Source organism: Propionivibrio soli, from assembly GCF_025770765.1.
Taxonomy (GTDB): Bacteria; Pseudomonadota; Gammaproteobacteria; order Burkholderiales; family Rhodocyclaceae; genus Propionivibrio; species Propionivibrio soli.
This window is the reverse complement of sequence record NZ_JANZKY010000003.1, coordinates 208,557-223,672: the sequence shown is the minus strand read 5'-3', so window position 1 is coordinate 223,672 and position 15,116 is coordinate 208,557. Positions and strand designations below refer to the sequence as shown.

Sequence of the window (15,116 nt, the reverse complement as noted above, 5' to 3'; positions counted from 1 at the left end):
GCCAGGCATCATGACAATCGATTCGAACGAGCCTTACTTGCTGCTCTTCTCGACAATGTCCATGAAGCGCTTGAAGTTGTCAGCACCAACGCGGGCCTTCACCTTATCCCAAGCCGGGCCCATCGCCGCCTTCCACGGCCCGAGGTCCGGCCGGGCAACGACGATTCCCTTGTTCGTCTCGAGGTCCTTCAGCTGCACGGCTTCGTTATCACGCAACGTTTTGCGAGCCAGCTTGGCCGCAGCAATCGATTCCTCGGTCACGATCTTCTGTTGGTCCGGCGTGAGCTTGTCCCAACTCTTCTTGTTGACCACGTGAACCATCGAGCTATAGGTATAGTTCAGGATCGACATGTACTTTTGCGTCTCGTACAACTTAAGGTCATAGATCGTCCCAACCGGGTTTTCCTGACCATCGACCACGCCCTGCTTCATCGCCAGCACGAGTTCGGCAAAGGCGATCGTCACCGCATTACCACCCGCCGCCTCGACAAACGCCTGATACGCGAAAGCCGGCGGTGTGCGGATCTTCATGCCCTTCAGGTCGGCCGGTACAACGACCGGTCTCTTCGAGTTGGTGAGTTGGCGGAACCCCCACTCCCAGTCGGACAGGTGCACGAGGTTCTTCTTCAACAACTCGGCACTGGCCCAGGTTTTGAATTCGCCGTCGATGACCTTGTCCGCCATCGCGTAATCCTTGAACGCAAACGGCGTGCTGATGACGTCGTAGAAGGGCAAGTGCTTCGCGAGTTGGTCCTGACCGGAAAGACTCATGTCCACGGCACCGAGCATGACCTGTTCCAGCACTTCGGGGGGCGAACCAAGAATATTGTTACCGAAAAGCGAAATCTTCACTTCGCCGTTGGTACGTTTCTCGACGTTATTCTTGAACTGAACCGCGGCGATTCCGCAAGGATGCGTATCCGAAGCAAAATGACCGAGCTTGAGTTCCACGGCGGCCATGGCCCAGTTCGAGCCGAACGCCAGCATGAGCGCGACTGCGACTTTCTTCATTGATCCCTCTCCTGTCGATATTTTTGAATTCACCGGTAAACCGGCTTCCTCGTCGTCAAGATCACCACGGCGGGCAGTACAAATATACTCTCTTGGCTACCAGACCGCGAAACCTCGCGCAGAGGATACTTACCCGCAGATTTGTGTCAAGTGGCCTGACCAAGTAGAACTACACACTCCGGGGGAGGTGACCCAAAGGAGGATCACGCACTTAAGGACGTCTACCTGCGGCCCCGCCTTCAGGGGAACCGCAGAGAACCAGCTCGGAAGTTTCCGGCGTTGAGGTCAGCGCTTCGACGGGCCTATTGGGCTTCGAACAGGGCGATCGATTCGACGTGCGACGTGTTCGGAAACATATTGACGACACCCGTCCCACGCAAGCGGTAACCACGCTGCGTGACGAGGATAGCGGCGTCGCGCGCTAACGTCGCGGGGTTGCACGAGACATAAACGATACGCCGGGGGCCGTCCGGGCCGATGGCCTTCACGAGTTCTACGGCGCCTTCACGCGGTGGGTCGATAAGCATCTTGTCGAAATGCCCGAGGGCCGAAAGGCTTTCTGGCGTCGCCTCGAAGAGATTCGCGACGCCGTACTCCACTCGGTCGGCAAGCCTGTTGGCAGCGGCATTTTCGCCCGCGCGGCGGACCAATTCGGCACTCCCCTCGATACCAACAACATAAGCCCCGCTACGAGCAATCGGCAACGTGAAGTTGCCCAGACCGCAGAACATGTCCGCGATGCGCTCGCCCGCTTGCGGAGCAAGCAATTCGATCGCACGACGTACAAGCACGCGGTTCACGGCGTGGTTTACCTGCGTGAATTCAGTCGGCGAAAAGAAGTGTTCGATGTCGTAGTCCGGCAAACGATACGAGAGTTGCGGGCCTTCGACAGGATAGAAGCGATAGACCGAAGCGGGTCCCTTCGGCTGCAGGTAGAACACCACGCCGTGCGTATCGGCGAACGCTCGTACGAGCCCCTCATCCGCGCTATTGAGCGGCGCCAGAATCCGCAAAACGAGGGCCGTAACATGGTCCCCGACCGCCACCTCTATTTGCGGCATGGCGTCAGCAATCGACAGAGCACCGATCAGTTCACGCAGAGGGACAAGAAGTGCCGACACGCGGGGGGGCAAGTTCTCGCACCGGCGCATGTCGGCTACGTAGCTGCTCTTGCGTTCGTGGAAGCCGACCAACATGCCGCCTTTCTTCGGCACCAGCCGGGCAGACAGACGCGCGCGATGCCGATAGCCCCATGCCGGCCCGTAAATTGGCGCATAGATCTGTTCCGGCTCTATCCGGCCGAGATGCCAGAGGTTTGATTCGAGCACGCGCTGCTTGGCGGCCACCTGCGCCGCCGGCTCCAGATGCTGCATGCTGCAGCCACCGCAGACACCGAAATGCGGGCATCGTGGTTCAACCCGGCTCGGCGAGGGCTTGAGAACCCTGGTCGTATGAGCCACATCGAAGGTCGGCTTCTTACGGAACGCGACGTATTCCACGCGCTCGCCTGGCAACGCCCCCTCTACGAACACGGTCTTGCCCTCAAGCCGCGTGATTCCCCGCGCTTCGTGATCCAGCGATTCGATGACGCCCGTCGGCATGGTTGAACCTCAAAAAAACCGCTGATTCTAGCGGTGTTGAACCGGATGGTGAATCTCTAACCTTCCCGCATTCGATCTACAGGGGTAAATCGCGCGTACCGGCAAGCATTTGCCGCTTGCCGGCGAAACCGGGCCGCTTCTCCACGGAGAATCCGGCCTCCCTCAAAGCCCGGCGAACATGCCCGGCTACCGTCCATGTTGCCAGCGTTGCGGCGGGCGCACTCAATCGCGCGAGTATCTGGCATAACTCGAGAGACCAGAGCTCAGGGTTGCAGGCCGGCGAAAACCCATCGAGGTAAAGGGCGTCACAGGCGACCTGGAGCTTGGGTAATTCGATAAGCGCGTCGCCAAAAATCAGTCTCAAGGAAACCGCGCCACCGGCTAAGCACAGACGGTGCTCGCCTGGCACAAGGAGGGGCCATTGCGCACGAAGCTCCGCTGCGACATCGGCAAATTCGGGCCATGTTGCTTGCGCAATAGTCAGGTCGGCAATCGAAAACGGGTGCTTTTCGACGGAGATGAATTCCAGATTACTGCAGCGGCGAGGGTCTTCTCTCCATGCCAGCCAAGTGGCCAGAAAATTCACACCGAGCCCGAACCCGGTTTCCAGCACCGTAAAATGATCGCGACCCCGCCAGCGTTCCGGCAAACCATTGCCTGCGAGAAAGACGTGGCGCGCCTGCGCGTGTGCCCCTGCAGACGAATGGTAGACGTCGCCGTAACGTTCAGAAAACGGCGTACCGTCATCGGTGCATTTCAGAACGGCGGGTTCAACGAGCGACGACATGATTGAGACATACGAATGAAAGTAAGCGGCACGCAGAGGCCCGCAGGCGGTGGATTAGGAAGTCACCAAGAAACTGCCGCAAGACAGATACAATCCGAGGCGAAACAACCAACAACGACAGCCCCTCGCTTGGCATTAACGGTTTGCAAGCCCTCTTGGGAATAGAATAGTGTCGCAAAAAAGGGGAGGAACCAACAGTGAGATCTGGCTGGAAGCGTGCAGCGCTAGCTTGTTTGTTCATGGCGGGATTGAGTTCGAGCCTGTTGGCGGCGGACAAAATCACGATCATGGTCAGCGGAATCGACAAGCTGATCTATTTGCCGGCCAAGCTCGCCGACCGTCTCGGTTATCTCAAGGAGACCGGGCTCGACGTTGAACTTCTCAGCGAGGCGGCAGGAAGTAACGCGGAGACCGAAATGCTTTCCGGCGTGGCGCAAGGAGTCATCGGTTTCTACGACCACACGATCAGCCTGCAAGCACGTGGCAAGCCCGTACAGTCGGTCATCCAGCTCACGTTGACGCCAGGCGAGGCCATCCTCGTTTCGCAAAAGGCCGCAACTGAAATACGCTCCGTCGCCGACCTCAACAAGAAAGTGGTCGGCGTCACGGGGCTTGGTTCCTCTACTTATCATTTGACGCGCCACATCGTGGCGAAAGCCGGCCTCAAACCAACTGATTACCGCATCATTCCAGTCGGTGGAGGTTCTTCGTTCTCCGCCGCCATCTCCAAAAGCGAAATCGACGCGGGGATGACGACGGAGCCGACGGTCTCGAGGTTGCTTGCCGCCGGCACGGCGAGTCTTCTCGTCGACTTGCGGACGGCGGCTGCCACCAGTGCGGCACTCGGAGGGCCCTACCCTGGGGCCTGTCTCTACATGCCAACGAGTTGGGTCGGGAAGAACGAGGATAAAGTACGCAAGATCACCGGCGCGCTGGTGAAATCCTTGCGCTATATCCACGAACACACGGCAGAGGAAGTCGCTGCGCAGTTGCCGGAATCCTTCTTCGGAAATGATCGCGCACTCTATGTACGCGTACTGGAGGCAAGCAAGCCCATGTTCTCGCCGGACGGACTCATGCCCGACGGCGGACCCGCTACCGTCCTTGAGGTGCTCAAGACATCAGAGAAGTCGGTGCAGACAAAACCCGTCAACCTCGCCAATACCTATACCAACCGTTTTGTAGCTCCAGCGGCCCGCTAAAGCCGAACACGGCGTAACTCAAAGCAAGCTTGCCGGCACCCGAGGAAAGACGACGTCCACGCGAAGTCCAATTCCGTCGGGTGGCGCAGAGAGTGAAATCGTTGCTCCAAGGGCGTCACAAATCTCCCGCACGATCGCAAGGCCGAGACCGGTTCCCTCCGAATCCGCTTCGTCAATACGGTAAAAGCGCTCGAACACCTTCTCGCGCTGATCCTCAGGGATCCCGACGCCGTTATCGACGACCGACAAGCAGACGGCCTCGTTTCGACAGGAAACGGCAACCGTCACCTCACCGGGTCGCTTCATGTGCACGATGGCGTTGCCGATGAGATTGGTCGCCACTTCACGCAAGAATCGCGGTGAAGCCGCGACGATCGCTTTCTCGTCGAGCGCATCGACTCCCAGTTCGATGCCTTTCTGCTGCGCAAGCGGCGCGAGTTCCTCGATTACGGAGGTCACGACAGAGCCCATAACCGTGAGTTCGCCTCCGGAAGAGGCCGCGCTCGGCTGGTCCAACGTCGCCAGCATGAGCAGCTGGTTGATAATCCGCGTGCACTTGCCGGTGGCCTTTTCCAGTGCGCGAAAAACCTCAAGCTGCTCGGCATCCTCACGAGCCCTGCGTTTTCCAAAATTGACCTGCGCTCCGATGACGGCGAACGAGTTCCGCAAATGGTGCGCCGTATTGGCAACGAATTTCTCGTATGCCGTAAGGGTGCGGTCGAGCCGTTCGACATAATCGTTCAGCGCCTCCGCGAAGGGGCGTAGTTCGCTGGGTGCCTGAGACTCCTGAATGCGGATCAGCGAACCCGGTTGCCGTGATGCGAGGGCACGGCCGAACTCAACGATAGGCTTCAACATCCAACGAAAGGCCGCAACCAAGAAAACAGCCGTAATGACCGTCAGCAACAAGTGCCGCCGCACCGTCGATTGCAAAAGCTCTTCCTGCAGCGCTTCGTGTCCCCGAAGTGTTTGCGCCACTTGGGTAACGACGAAGTCACCGCTTTCCGACGTGGGGACGAGATGCGCGTAAGCGATCAGGCGTACCGGTTCGCCCCGCACTTGGCCCAGGAAAAAGGCTTCACTCTCTGCTGCCAGGCTGCCTTGATAGGGCGAAATGCTGTCGTCACCGGCAATGAGTTCGCCGCTTCGATCGTAAACGGCATAAAACACTCTGTCTTTGAAACGGTTCCTAAGCAGGTCGAAAGCAGCCGGCGGAACGCTCACCTCGTACTCGCCATCGATCAACACCACCTGCTCCGAGATCATTGTCGCCGCGCCATGCAGCAACTGTTGCTGAACCAGCGTAGCGATCTGTTCGCTACCTCGCCAGGCGACCAGGAGGTCGATCGCAATGACAGCCAACGACGGCAACAAGACCCATACGGCGAGCCGGCTTTTTAGACTGCGCAACTGAAAGAGCTTCATTCGTTCGACGACGTCAGCATGTAGCCGAGGCCACGTAACGTAACAATTTGCGCGCCCGTGTTCTCGATCTTCTTGCGCACACGGACGATGTATATCTCCAACGCCTTTTCGGACACCGTGTCATCGAGCGTGAACAGGCTTTCCTGCAGCTCTTTCTTGGACACCGTTTTCCCCGGCCGCCGCACCAAGGCTTCGAGCACGGCGTGCTCACGCGGTGTCACTTGAATCGTCTTGCCTTCACAGGAAAAGAGTTTCGAATTGGTGTCGTAGTGCAGTGCCCCGCAACTGAGGACGGGGCTGGTTCTACCTGTCGAACGTCTGAGCAGGGAGCGCAGACGGGCCTCGAGTTCAAGCATGTTGAACGGCTTCACGAGATAGTCGTCGGCACCGAGGTCTAGGTGGCCAATGATGTCCTGCAATTGGTCCTGAGCACTGATGATCAGCACCGGCACGTTGTTGTTCTTCTCTCGCAGTTGCCTCAGCAGGACCTCGCCCTTTGTGTCCGGAAGCATGAGATCGAGCAGGATTGCATCGAAGGTCTCTGTAAGTAACAGATGCTGTGCTTCCTTGCCGGTAAACGCCTGTTCGACCGCGTACCCCGACTGGGTAAGCAGTCTCGTCGTCCACAGCGACAACTCGCGGTTGTCTTCAACAAACAGCAGCTTCATGGCATGAGTTTATCAAGCCTGCAGGGTAACCTGACTCGCAGCGAAAAAACTTCCGCATTGAAGGCTAACAGAAGGGAAACGTTTTGTAGATTGACTCCGGGATGAGGGGAAACAAGGGGTGACGGCACAGAAACCGCTCGAACAACAAGAACCGGTCCGTCCCCACCACCCAATACTTCTTGATAGCAAGGCGGTTCTCCGGCGCTGACGGCGACGGAGGGCAATTCCGCTGCTCAACGCATTGGTCATTCATATAAAACGGGAGTTGTCATGACAGATCCAACCACGCTGGCCCTGGCCGGCTTCACGATGATCATCGTGTTCATGTACCTCATCATGTCGAAGCGCATGTCGGCCATGAACGCCTTGATTCTGATTCCAATCGTTTTCGCCATTGGGCTGGGCTTCTATGACGCGAAACTGGGCAAGATGATGTTCGACGGCGTCAAGAAGGTGGCGCCGACTGGCATCATGATCTGCTTCGCCATCCTCTTCTTCGGCATCATGATCGACGCAGGATTATTCGACCCGATCATCGGGCGCATCCTGCGCGCCGTACACGGCGATCCGATGAAAGTGTGCGTGGGCACAGCCATTCTCGCGGCCTTCATCTCGCTCGACGGCGACGGTTCGACAACCTACCTCGTGACGTGCTCCGCGCTCCTCGCCGTGCATCGCCGGCTGGGCATCAACCCGATCATCCTCCCGGCGCTGGCGCTCATGGAAAACAGCGTCATGAACATCATTCCGTGGGGAGGTCCGACGGGACGCGTTCTTGCTTCGCTCAATGTGGAAGCTTCGCAGGTGTTCGTGCCGATGGTCCCAGGCATGGTGCTCGGAACCTTGTTCGTGTGCTTTATGGCGTACCGCTGGGGCGTCAAGGAACGCGCGCGTCTCGGCGTTGTAGACATCATGCATGACGGAAGCCACGCGTCGGTATCCGAAGATCCCGATGCCGAAAGCCTCAAGCGGCCGGAGAAATTCTGGATCAACGCAGCGTTGGTCGTGGTTTTGATGTTCTGCCTGATCAAGGAAGTACTGCCCCTTGCCATCCTGTTCATCATCGGCACCGCACTGGCCCTGCTGATCAACTACCGGAACAAGGATCAGCAAGCCCGTATCGCGGCCAACGGCGCCAACGCCATGCCCGTCGTCGCCATGGTCTTTGCCGCCGGCATCTTCATGGGCATCCTCGCCGACACCAAGATGGTCGACGCCATGGCGAAGATGATCATCGCCGGGGTTCCCGAGTCGATGGGCCCGCACTTCGCCTTCATCACGTCGCTGATCAGCCTGCCCGGCACCTTCTTCATGACCAACGATGCCTTCTACTTCGGCGTTCTGCCCGTGTTGGCGAAGGCGGCCGCTACCTATGGCATCGATGCGGCGGAAATGGGCCGTGCAGCGCTGATCGGCCAAGGCGCGCACCTGCTCAGCCCGCTGGTGCCTTCCACCTACCTGTTAGTCGGCCTCAATAAGGTTGAGTTCGGCGACTTGCAGCGCTTTGCGCTACTGCCCGCCATCGGCATTTCCCTTGTCTGGCTGGCAACCGCGATGTCGCTCGGCTACATCCACTTCTAGCCGATACCGCTACAAAAGTTACCTTCCCTCGTTGTGGTGGTTCGCCTCTCGCAGAAATACGAGAGGCGCTTTTTTTGGCCGGACTCCTGAGGCGTTGCAAAGGCCGCCCCGGGAAGTCCGGCCCTTCTTTTCCGCGTCTCAGCCGTCTACCCCAAACCAAGCCATACCGCCGCACGGTACGTGAGGAATGACGCTAGGTAGGCCAGCCCGAACAGATACACCGCCATGATGATCGGCATCTTCCAGCCCCCGGTCTCGCGTTTCACCGCGGCTAAAGTAGCCAGGCATTGGGGTGCAAAGACGTACCAGGCAAGCAGGGAGAATGCCGTCGCCAGACTCCAGGTTTGGGAAATGACGGGCGTCAACTCCTTGGCCGCCTCTTCCTCATCTTCGGCGGAAAGTGAATAGACAGTCCCCAGCGCACTGACGGCCACCTCACGGGCGGCAAGGCCGGGAACCAGCGCGACACTGATTTGCCAGTTGAAACCGATGGGTTCGAATACCGTCGAGAGCGCCTTGCCCATACGTCCTGCATAGCTGTATTCAATAGCCGGTTCGGTAGCGCCATCAGGCGGCGAGGGAAAAGTCGCCAACACCCAAAGCGCAACCGTGAGGAAAAGAATGATGCCGCCGACACGCTTAACGAAGATCGTGATGCGCTGCCAGATACCAATGGCAACGTTACGCACGGTTGGCACGTGGTAGCTCGGCAACTCCATCATCAGCGGGCGGACCTGCCGTCCGGCGCTCGTGAAATGCTTCAGTATCCAAGCCACGGCCATCGCACCGACAATGCCAGCGAAATAAAGCCCGAGCAGCACCACGCCCTGCAGTTCGAGCACGCCCCAGAGCTCGCGTTGGGGAACAAAAGCCCCGATCAAGAGTGCATATACCGGAAGTCGCGCCGAGCAGGTCATCAGCGGCGCGATCATAATCGTCACTAGCCGGTCGCGTGGGTTGGCGATGGTGCGGGCGGCCATGATGCCCGGAATCGCGCATGCGAAACTCGAAAGCAACGGGATAAAGGAACGCCCGCTCAAACCGACGCTACCCATCAAACGATCGAGCAGAAAGGCCGCACGCGGCAGATAACCCGATTCTTCGAGAACGAGGATAAAGAAGTAGAGGATCACAATCTGCGGCAGGAAGACGAGGACGCCTCCGGCACCGGCGATCACTCCGTCAACCAGCAGGCTGCGTAGCATGCCGTCCGGCAGCGCGCTTGACACGAGTTGGCCGAGACCCGTGGTCGCGTCCTCGATCATGGTCATCGGTACTTCCGCCCAGGCAAAGACGGCCTGAAAGATAAGGAAGAGGACAAACGCCAGCAGCACCGGCCCAACGACGGGATGTAGAACGACGGCGTCGATACGGTCGCTCGGCGTATGAGGAACAACGTCGTCCAGACCGAGACGCTGCAGAATGTTCCGTACGGCCACGTGATCGCCCGCGTCATGAACACTGGGCGACGCGGGAGACGCGGTGCGCCACACGGCCTGGTCGTCGAATAACTCGAGCAGCGACTCAACCCCCGCACGTTTGATGGCTACCGTGCTCACGACCGGCATGCCGAGTTCGGCGGCCAGCGCATCCGGATCGATCCGGATGCCGCGGCTCTCCGCAAGGTCTGCCATATTGAGGGCCACCACGCACGGAAGGCCGAGTCGCTTGACGGCAAGCGCGAGGCGAAGATTGCGGCGCAGGTTGGTCGCATCAACGACGCAGACCACGAGATCCGGACGTTTCTCTCCCGTGGCCCGACCGAACAGCACATCGCACGTGACACGTTCGTCGGGCGAACGCGGGTAAAGGCTGTAGGCGCCGGGAAGATCGAGCACGCGCAAGGTTTTTCCGGCGGGCGTCGTGAACCGCCCTTCCTTGCGTTCAACCGTGACACCGGCGTAATTCGCGACCTTTTGCCGGCTGCCAGTCAAGAGATTGAAAAGCGCCGTCTTACCGCAGTTCGGATTGCCGACCAAGGCCAGCAGCGGCCCAGAAGGATGGACGTGAATGACAGCCTGGTTCATGCCGGGCTCCCTTCAAGCTGTAGTTCCAACGCCTGTTCAGGACTTACCGCGATACACGCGGCTTCCGCGCACCGCAACGCAAACGTCGACTGGCCGACGCGAACGACCAACGGGTCGCCTCCCGGTAACGCCCGGGCCATCAGCATCACGCGTTCGCCGACGACGAAGCCGATCTCTTCCAGCCAACGCCCCCATTCCGGGGCCCCGGCGGGAGCTTCGATGCACTGCACCGTCAATACCTGTCCGATCGTGGCGCCATCCAGCGTCCCACCCCTTTTTCCTTTTTCACCCCTCATCGCGTAACTCCTTCACCCTCAACACTAGAAACGCCACGTGACGCCCGCGGTCGCGGTACTCGTCGTCGTGCGCGGATGCTCGTCGTCTCTGGCACGCATCAGGCCGAACGCCAGATCAACGTCTTTGTTCAAAGAATGGATCGCTGCCAGCTCGGCATACTTGGTATTGACCCGGCTCCCCGCCGAACGGGCCGATTCGAGGCCGAAATCGGCGGCCAGGATCCACCCTTCGCTGACATTCCAAACGGGCGCAAGCGATGCACGGTGCGTCGTCGTATTCGGGTTGGACGCTGTGTCACGGAAGCGCTCGCGCCCGGTTCCCAGGTTGACATGCAAGGCACCAAACGGCAGTTCCTGCGACAGAATCAACGTAAGGTTGCCGGACGTTCTCCCGGTGCCTAGCCCTTCACTCTCCCTCGAGGAACTGACCGGGAACAGGACTTCGGGCTTGACGGCCAGGCTGGTGCCGCTGTCCGCGTTGTCGAAAAACCGCCACTTCAAACCCAGCGAAGGATTGCCGAGGCCGCTTGCGTCACCGCCGGGTCCGCTGGCACGGATTCTCGAGTATCCGACACCGGCAAAGACATCAACTGTTTCGCTGACTCCCCTCGTATACGTACCGTCGAGCGAATGCGTACGTTCGGTGTCACCCGCCACCTTGGCACGATCGCGGGTCAGAGAGAATTCAAGCTGATTGCCGCCAGCGCCTTGCGTTCCGGTATCGTCGGTAATCAATGGTTGCAAAGCGAACACAGTCGCGGCCGAACACGCGGCGACGGAAAAAGTGGCCGCGCGGGCGGCATGTTTTCGAAAAGACGGCGATAGGCAAGTAAACGACACGATCGAGATTCCTTCACAGTTTAAATTTTGAGAACGGTTCGCATCTTATATGAGAACCATTCTCACTATCAATATATTTTTCCCGATCGATATCGACGCACAACCGGATGCTGCGCAAAGCGAGCCGGAACCGTCGCCGATTGTGTAGGTCAGATGGATTCACCCGCGCCGTGGTCGGGGCATCAGAGGAGAGACCATCATGCCGAATGCAGAGAAGACGAATTCCCTCATCGCGATCCTCAACCGCATCCTGGAAGCCGAACTCGCCGGGGTCGTGCGCTACACGCATTACGCGCTGATGGTCTATGGCTACAACCGCATCCCGATCGTCGGCTGGCTCAAGGAGAACGCCGACGAGAGCCTGATGCACGCGCGCCGGGCGGGTGAACTCGTAACGTTGCTCGGCGGCCATCCGTCGCTGAAGATCGGGCAGTTGCTCGAATCGCGCAAACATGACATCGGCGACATCCTCCGCGAAAGCCTCGATCACGAGAAAGCCGCGCTCGAGGCCTACTACGAACTGCTCGGCGAGGCGGAAGGCCACTCAGTGCTGATAGAGGAATATGCCCGCGAACTGATCGTCGAAGAGGAAATGCATCTCGACGAGGTCAACAAGATGCTGCGCAAGCCGGGTGATATCGAACCTTTCAAGCCCTGACCCGGTTGGCAGGCGTCTTGACATCGATTCTTTGTGCCAGGACGCCCAGCCGGTACCGTTTGTCATCCGGCGTACCTGACATGCGTTAGGAGAAAGCAGAAGCCGGGGACTTCCGCGCGCTTCGCGGTCCTTGCGCCAAGGCGGTATACTCGCGTCCTTCGGTGGCATCGGGCCGCCTGTATAACACGCGAATAATGACTGTCCGCTCCCCGTCGTCCTCAACCCTACCGCCGCCTGCCGTCAACGCTTCCAGCCTTCCGTTTCCGGAGCACTGGCGGACGGAAGTGGACACGCAACTCGAGGCCGATGAGCGCATCCTTTCGTGGCTGGAGATCGACCTCGACGCCCAGCTTCATTTCACCTCAAGCATCGTTGTCCTGACCGATCGCCGCTTGCTGGCCGCCCCCGGGAATTCAAATACGGGCGAAGCGAGTACCCATGGACAGGGCTGGCAGAGCTTCTCTTTTCGCGATGGTCTGAGGCTCACCCGACGTGACCATGCGGGTGTCGGTACCCTGGAGCTTTTCGACATCTCCTCGCGGCTCGCCCACTGGCGCTATACCCTTGGGAGCGATATCGCCGCCGGGCGACTCATCGAGCATTTCGACCGTCAGCTTACCTACGTGCTGACGAAGCAAATGCCGCCTCCTCCGGCCCAGGCGCTGTGCCCGAACTGCGAAACGCCGCTGCTCGCCGGGCAGGAGGAATGCCCTGTATGCAGCAAGGAAATTCACACACCGCCCTCGACCTGGACACTGTTCCGCCTTTGGCGCTTCGCCCGCCCGTACCGTTGGCGTTTGCTGGCCGGTTTCCTGCTCTCGCTCGCTTCGACAGCCGCGACGCTGGTGCCGCCGTATCTGACCATGCCGTTGATGGACAAGGTGTTGATCCCTTATCAAAACGGTATGCCGATCGACCGCGGGCGCGTCACGCTCTACCTTTCGGGGCTGCTCGGCGCCGCACTTCTCGCCTGGGTGCTCGGTTGGGCACGCACGTACATCCTGGCGCTGGTTTCGGAGCGCATCGGTGCCGACCTGCGCACAACTACCTACGAACACCTGCTGAAACTGTCGCAGGAGTATTTCGGTGGCAAGCGGACGGGGGACCTGATGGCGCGCATCGGTTCGGAAACCGACCGTATCAACATCTTCATCTCACTACACTTCCTCGATTTCGCCACCGACGTGTTGATGATCACCATGACCACGGTGATCCTGGCATCGATCAACCACTGGCTCGCGCTCGTCACGCTCCTGCCCCTGCCCGTTATCGCCTTCCTGATCCATACCGTGCGCGAGAAGCTGCGCACCGGTTTCGAACGCGTCGACCGCATCTGGGCCGAGGTTACCAACGTGCTAGCCGATACGATCCCCGGCATCCGGGTCGTCAAGGCCTTCGCACAGGAACAGCGGGAAGCCGCCCGCTTCCGCGCCGCCAATGCGCACAATCTGGAAGTCAATGACAAAGTCAACAAAGTCTGGTCGCTCTTTGGCCCGACGGTGACGCTGCTCACCGAGATCGGCCTGCTCATCATCTGGGCGTTCGGCATCTGGCAGATCTCGCAAAACGACATTTCGGTCGGCGTGCTGACCGCCTTCCTCGCCTACATCGGACGCTTCTATACACGCCTCGATTCGATGAGCAGGATTGTCTCGGTAACCCAGAAGGCCGCCGCCGGCGCCAAGCGCATTTTCGACGTCCTCGATCATGTTTCCAGCGTGCCGGAACCGGCCAACCCCGTGCATCTGTCGTCGGTTACCGGCCGCATCGAGTTGCGCGGCGTCGGTTTCCGCTACGGGACGCGCAGCGTCACCCGCGATGTCAGCCTGACCATTGAGCCGGGCGAAATGGTTGGCCTCGTCGGCCATAGCGGCTCGGGCAAGAGCACGATGGTCAACCTGATCTGCCGTTTCTACGACGTGACCGAGGGCGCGATCCTGATCGACGGCGTGGATATCCGCTCGCTGCCCGTCGCCGAGTACCGTCGGCACATCGGGCTCGTGCTGCAGGAACCCTTCCTGTTTTTCGGTACCATCGCGGAGAACATTGCCTACGGCAAACCGGATGCGACACGCGAGGAGATTGTCGCCGCCGCGCGTGCCGCGCACGCCCATGAGTTCATTCTGCGCCTGCCGCACGGTTACGATTCGCTGGTTGGCGAACGCGGGCAGGCGTTATCGGGCGGCGAACGCCAACGCATCTCAATCGCGCGCGCGCTACTCATCGACCCGAAGATCCTGATTCTCGACGAAGCCACATCGTCGGTCGATACGACGACCGAGAAAGAAATTCAGAAGGCCCTCGACAATCTTGTGCGCGGACGCACGACAATCGCCATCGCCCACCGGCTGTCCACCTTGCGTGAAGCCAACCGGCTCGTAGTGCTCGATCGTGGCAGCGTCGTCGAGGTTGGCACGCACGACGAATTGATGGCGTGTGAGGGCCACTACTACCGCCTCTATCAGGCGCAGGCGCGCAACGTCGATTCCGAAGGCGAATCCCGCCCGCCGGTAATCGTCGGCAAGGACGAAGGAGATCGCGAATGACCGGTTTGCCCGATTACCGCCTCGAACGCGATGCCTTCGGCCGTCTCGTGCTGACCACCGAGGACGGCGAACGGCACGAGGGCGTGGTTCCGGTACGCGCTTTCCCGATCGGCGCCCCGGACCAGGGTATTGCCCTCGTCGATCCGCACGGCCATGAGTTAGCGTGGATCGACCGGCTCGACGACCTTCCCTCGCCTTTGCGCGATCTCGTTGCCAGCGAACTTGCTGCCCGCGAATTCATGCCGGTCATCGAGTGCATCTTCAGTGTTTCGAGCTTTGCCACACCGAGTACCTGGAAGGTCAAAACGAATCATGGGGATACCGACCTCGTGCTCAAGGGCGAAGAGGATATCCGCCGCCTTACCTCGCCGGGATTGCTCATTGCCGACAGCAACGGTATCCATTACCTGATCCGCGACCGGTATGCGCTGGATACGCAGAGCCGCAAGATCCTGGATCGTTTCCTTTGAACCT

13 protein-coding genes are annotated in these 15,116 nt (G+C 59.6%); 5 read left to right on the top strand and 8 right to left on the bottom strand.

The features are described 5' to 3' along the window. Positions 1-33: 33 nt before the first annotated feature. The 3 genes from NZ453_RS04725 to mnmC2 form a co-directional block, all read right to left on the bottom strand. Positions 34-1,011: a TRAP transporter substrate-binding protein gene (locus NZ453_RS04725; RefSeq protein ID WP_263769241.1), complete on the bottom strand. Its 978-nt coding sequence runs from the start codon at positions 1,009-1,011 to the stop codon at positions 34-36. A gap of 302 nt (positions 1,012-1,313) precedes the next feature. Further along, positions 1,314-2,612: a 23S rRNA (uracil(1939)-C(5))-methyltransferase RlmD gene (rlmD, locus tag NZ453_RS04720; RefSeq protein ID WP_263769240.1), complete on the bottom strand. Its 1,299-nt coding sequence runs from the start codon at positions 2,610-2,612 to the stop codon at positions 1,314-1,316. A 76-nt stretch (positions 2,613-2,688) separates the two neighbouring features. Further along, positions 2,689-3,399: a tRNA (5-methylaminomethyl-2-thiouridine)(34)-methyltransferase MnmC2 gene (gene mnmC2, locus NZ453_RS04715; protein WP_338051142.1), complete on the bottom strand. Its 711-nt coding sequence runs from the start codon at positions 3,397-3,399 to the stop codon at positions 2,689-2,691. 197 nt (positions 3,400-3,596) lie between these two features. Here mnmC2 and NZ453_RS04710 point away from each other — a divergent pair, with 197 nt between their 5' ends. Continuing rightward, positions 3,597-4,601: an ABC transporter substrate-binding protein gene (locus NZ453_RS04710; protein WP_263769239.1), complete on the top strand. Its 1,005-nt coding sequence runs from the start codon at positions 3,597-3,599 to the stop codon at positions 4,599-4,601. A gap of 18 nt (positions 4,602-4,619) precedes the next feature. Here the strand turns inward: NZ453_RS04710 and NZ453_RS04705 are convergent, their stop codons facing one another. Both NZ453_RS04705 and NZ453_RS04700 read right to left on the bottom strand, forming a co-directional pair. After that, entirely contained in the window at positions 4,620-6,026 is a 1,407-nt protein-coding gene (locus NZ453_RS04705) for a sensor histidine kinase (protein WP_263769238.1), read from the bottom strand. Continuing rightward, positions 6,023-6,694 (bottom strand): response regulator, encoded by a 672-nt coding sequence (locus NZ453_RS04700; RefSeq protein ID WP_263769237.1) that lies wholly within the window; start codon positions 6,692-6,694, stop codon positions 6,023-6,025. The genes NZ453_RS04705 and NZ453_RS04700 overlap by 4 nt, the downstream gene beginning before the upstream one ends. Before the next feature lie 270 nt (positions 6,695-6,964). Between NZ453_RS04700 and NZ453_RS04695 the strand changes: the two genes are divergently transcribed. Next, complete coding sequence (locus tag NZ453_RS04695) at positions 6,965-8,275, top strand: CitMHS family transporter (RefSeq protein ID WP_263769236.1); 1,311 nt, start codon at positions 6,965-6,967, stop codon at positions 8,273-8,275. Positions 8,276-8,421: 146 nt separating this feature from the next. Here NZ453_RS04695 and feoB read toward each other — a convergent pair whose 3' ends face one another. Genes feoB through NZ453_RS04680 form a run of 3 tightly spaced genes read right to left on the bottom strand, consistent with a single transcriptional unit; the run spans position 8,422 to position 11,351 of the window. After that, positions 8,422-10,302 carry a ferrous iron transporter B gene (gene feoB, locus NZ453_RS04690; RefSeq protein WP_263769235.1) on the bottom strand — a complete coding sequence of 627 codons (1,881 nt, stop codon included), beginning with the start codon at positions 10,300-10,302 and terminating at the stop codon, positions 8,422-8,424. Further along, complete coding sequence (locus NZ453_RS04685) at positions 10,299-10,598, bottom strand: FeoA family protein (protein WP_263769234.1); 300 nt, start codon at positions 10,596-10,598, stop codon at positions 10,299-10,301. The genes feoB and NZ453_RS04685 overlap by 4 nt, the downstream gene beginning before the upstream one ends. A 24-nt stretch (positions 10,599-10,622) precedes the next feature. Next, complete coding sequence (locus NZ453_RS04680; protein WP_263769233.1) at positions 10,623-11,351, bottom strand: transporter; 729 nt, start codon at positions 11,349-11,351, stop codon at positions 10,623-10,625. A gap of 286 nt (positions 11,352-11,637) precedes the next feature. On the opposite strand from NZ453_RS04680, the gene NZ453_RS04675 reads away from it, so the two are divergent. From NZ453_RS04675 to NZ453_RS04665, 3 genes are all read left to right on the top strand, one after another. After that, positions 11,638-12,096: a ferritin-like domain-containing protein gene (locus NZ453_RS04675; protein WP_263769232.1), complete on the top strand. Its 459-nt coding sequence runs from the start codon at positions 11,638-11,640 to the stop codon at positions 12,094-12,096. A gap of 194 nt (positions 12,097-12,290) precedes the next feature. Further along, complete coding sequence (locus NZ453_RS04670; RefSeq protein ID WP_275983057.1) at positions 12,291-14,642, top strand: cyanophycin metabolism-associated ABC transporter; 2,352 nt, start codon at positions 12,291-12,293, stop codon at positions 14,640-14,642. Then, positions 14,639-15,112: a cyanophycin metabolism-associated DUF1854 family protein gene (locus NZ453_RS04665; RefSeq protein ID WP_263769230.1), complete on the top strand. Its 474-nt coding sequence runs from the start codon at positions 14,639-14,641 to the stop codon at positions 15,110-15,112. Before NZ453_RS04670 ends, NZ453_RS04665 begins: the two co-directional genes overlap by 4 nt. Positions 15,113-15,116 lie beyond the last annotated feature (4 nt).

Excerpts from the sequence above, each read along its gene's own strand:
- NZ453_RS04705 (WP_263769238.1), bottom strand. The coding sequence starts at position 6,026 with ATGAAGCTCTTTCAGTTGCGCAGTCTAAAAAGCCGGCTCGCCGTATGG.
- mnmC2 (WP_338051142.1), bottom strand. The coding sequence starts at position 3,399 with ATGTCGTCGCTCGTTGAACCCGCCGTTCTGAAATGCACCGATGACGGT.
- NZ453_RS04700 (WP_263769237.1), bottom strand. The coding sequence starts at position 6,694 with ATGAAGCTGCTGTTTGTTGAAGACAACCGCGAGTTGTCGCTGTGGACG.
- NZ453_RS04670 (WP_275983057.1), top strand. The coding sequence starts at position 12,291 with ATGACTGTCCGCTCCCCGTCGTCCTCAACCCTACCGCCGCCTGCCGTC.
- feoB (WP_263769235.1), bottom strand. The coding sequence starts at position 10,302 with ATGAACCAGGCTGTCATTCACGTCCATCCTTCTGGGCCGCTGCTGGCC.
- rlmD (WP_263769240.1), bottom strand. The coding sequence starts at position 2,612 with ATGCCGACGGGCGTCATCGAATCGCTGGATCACGAAGCGCGGGGAATC.
- NZ453_RS04665 (WP_263769230.1), top strand. The coding sequence starts at position 14,639 with ATGACCGGTTTGCCCGATTACCGCCTCGAACGCGATGCCTTCGGCCGT.
- NZ453_RS04685 (WP_263769234.1), bottom strand. The coding sequence starts at position 10,598 with ATGAGGGGTGAAAAAGGAAAAAGGGGTGGGACGCTGGATGGCGCCACG.
- NZ453_RS04725 (WP_263769241.1), bottom strand. The coding sequence starts at position 1,011 with ATGAAGAAAGTCGCAGTCGCGCTCATGCTGGCGTTCGGCTCGAACTGG.
- NZ453_RS04675 (WP_263769232.1), top strand. The coding sequence starts at position 11,638 with ATGCCGAATGCAGAGAAGACGAATTCCCTCATCGCGATCCTCAACCGC.
- NZ453_RS04695 (WP_263769236.1), top strand. The coding sequence starts at position 6,965 with ATGACAGATCCAACCACGCTGGCCCTGGCCGGCTTCACGATGATCATC.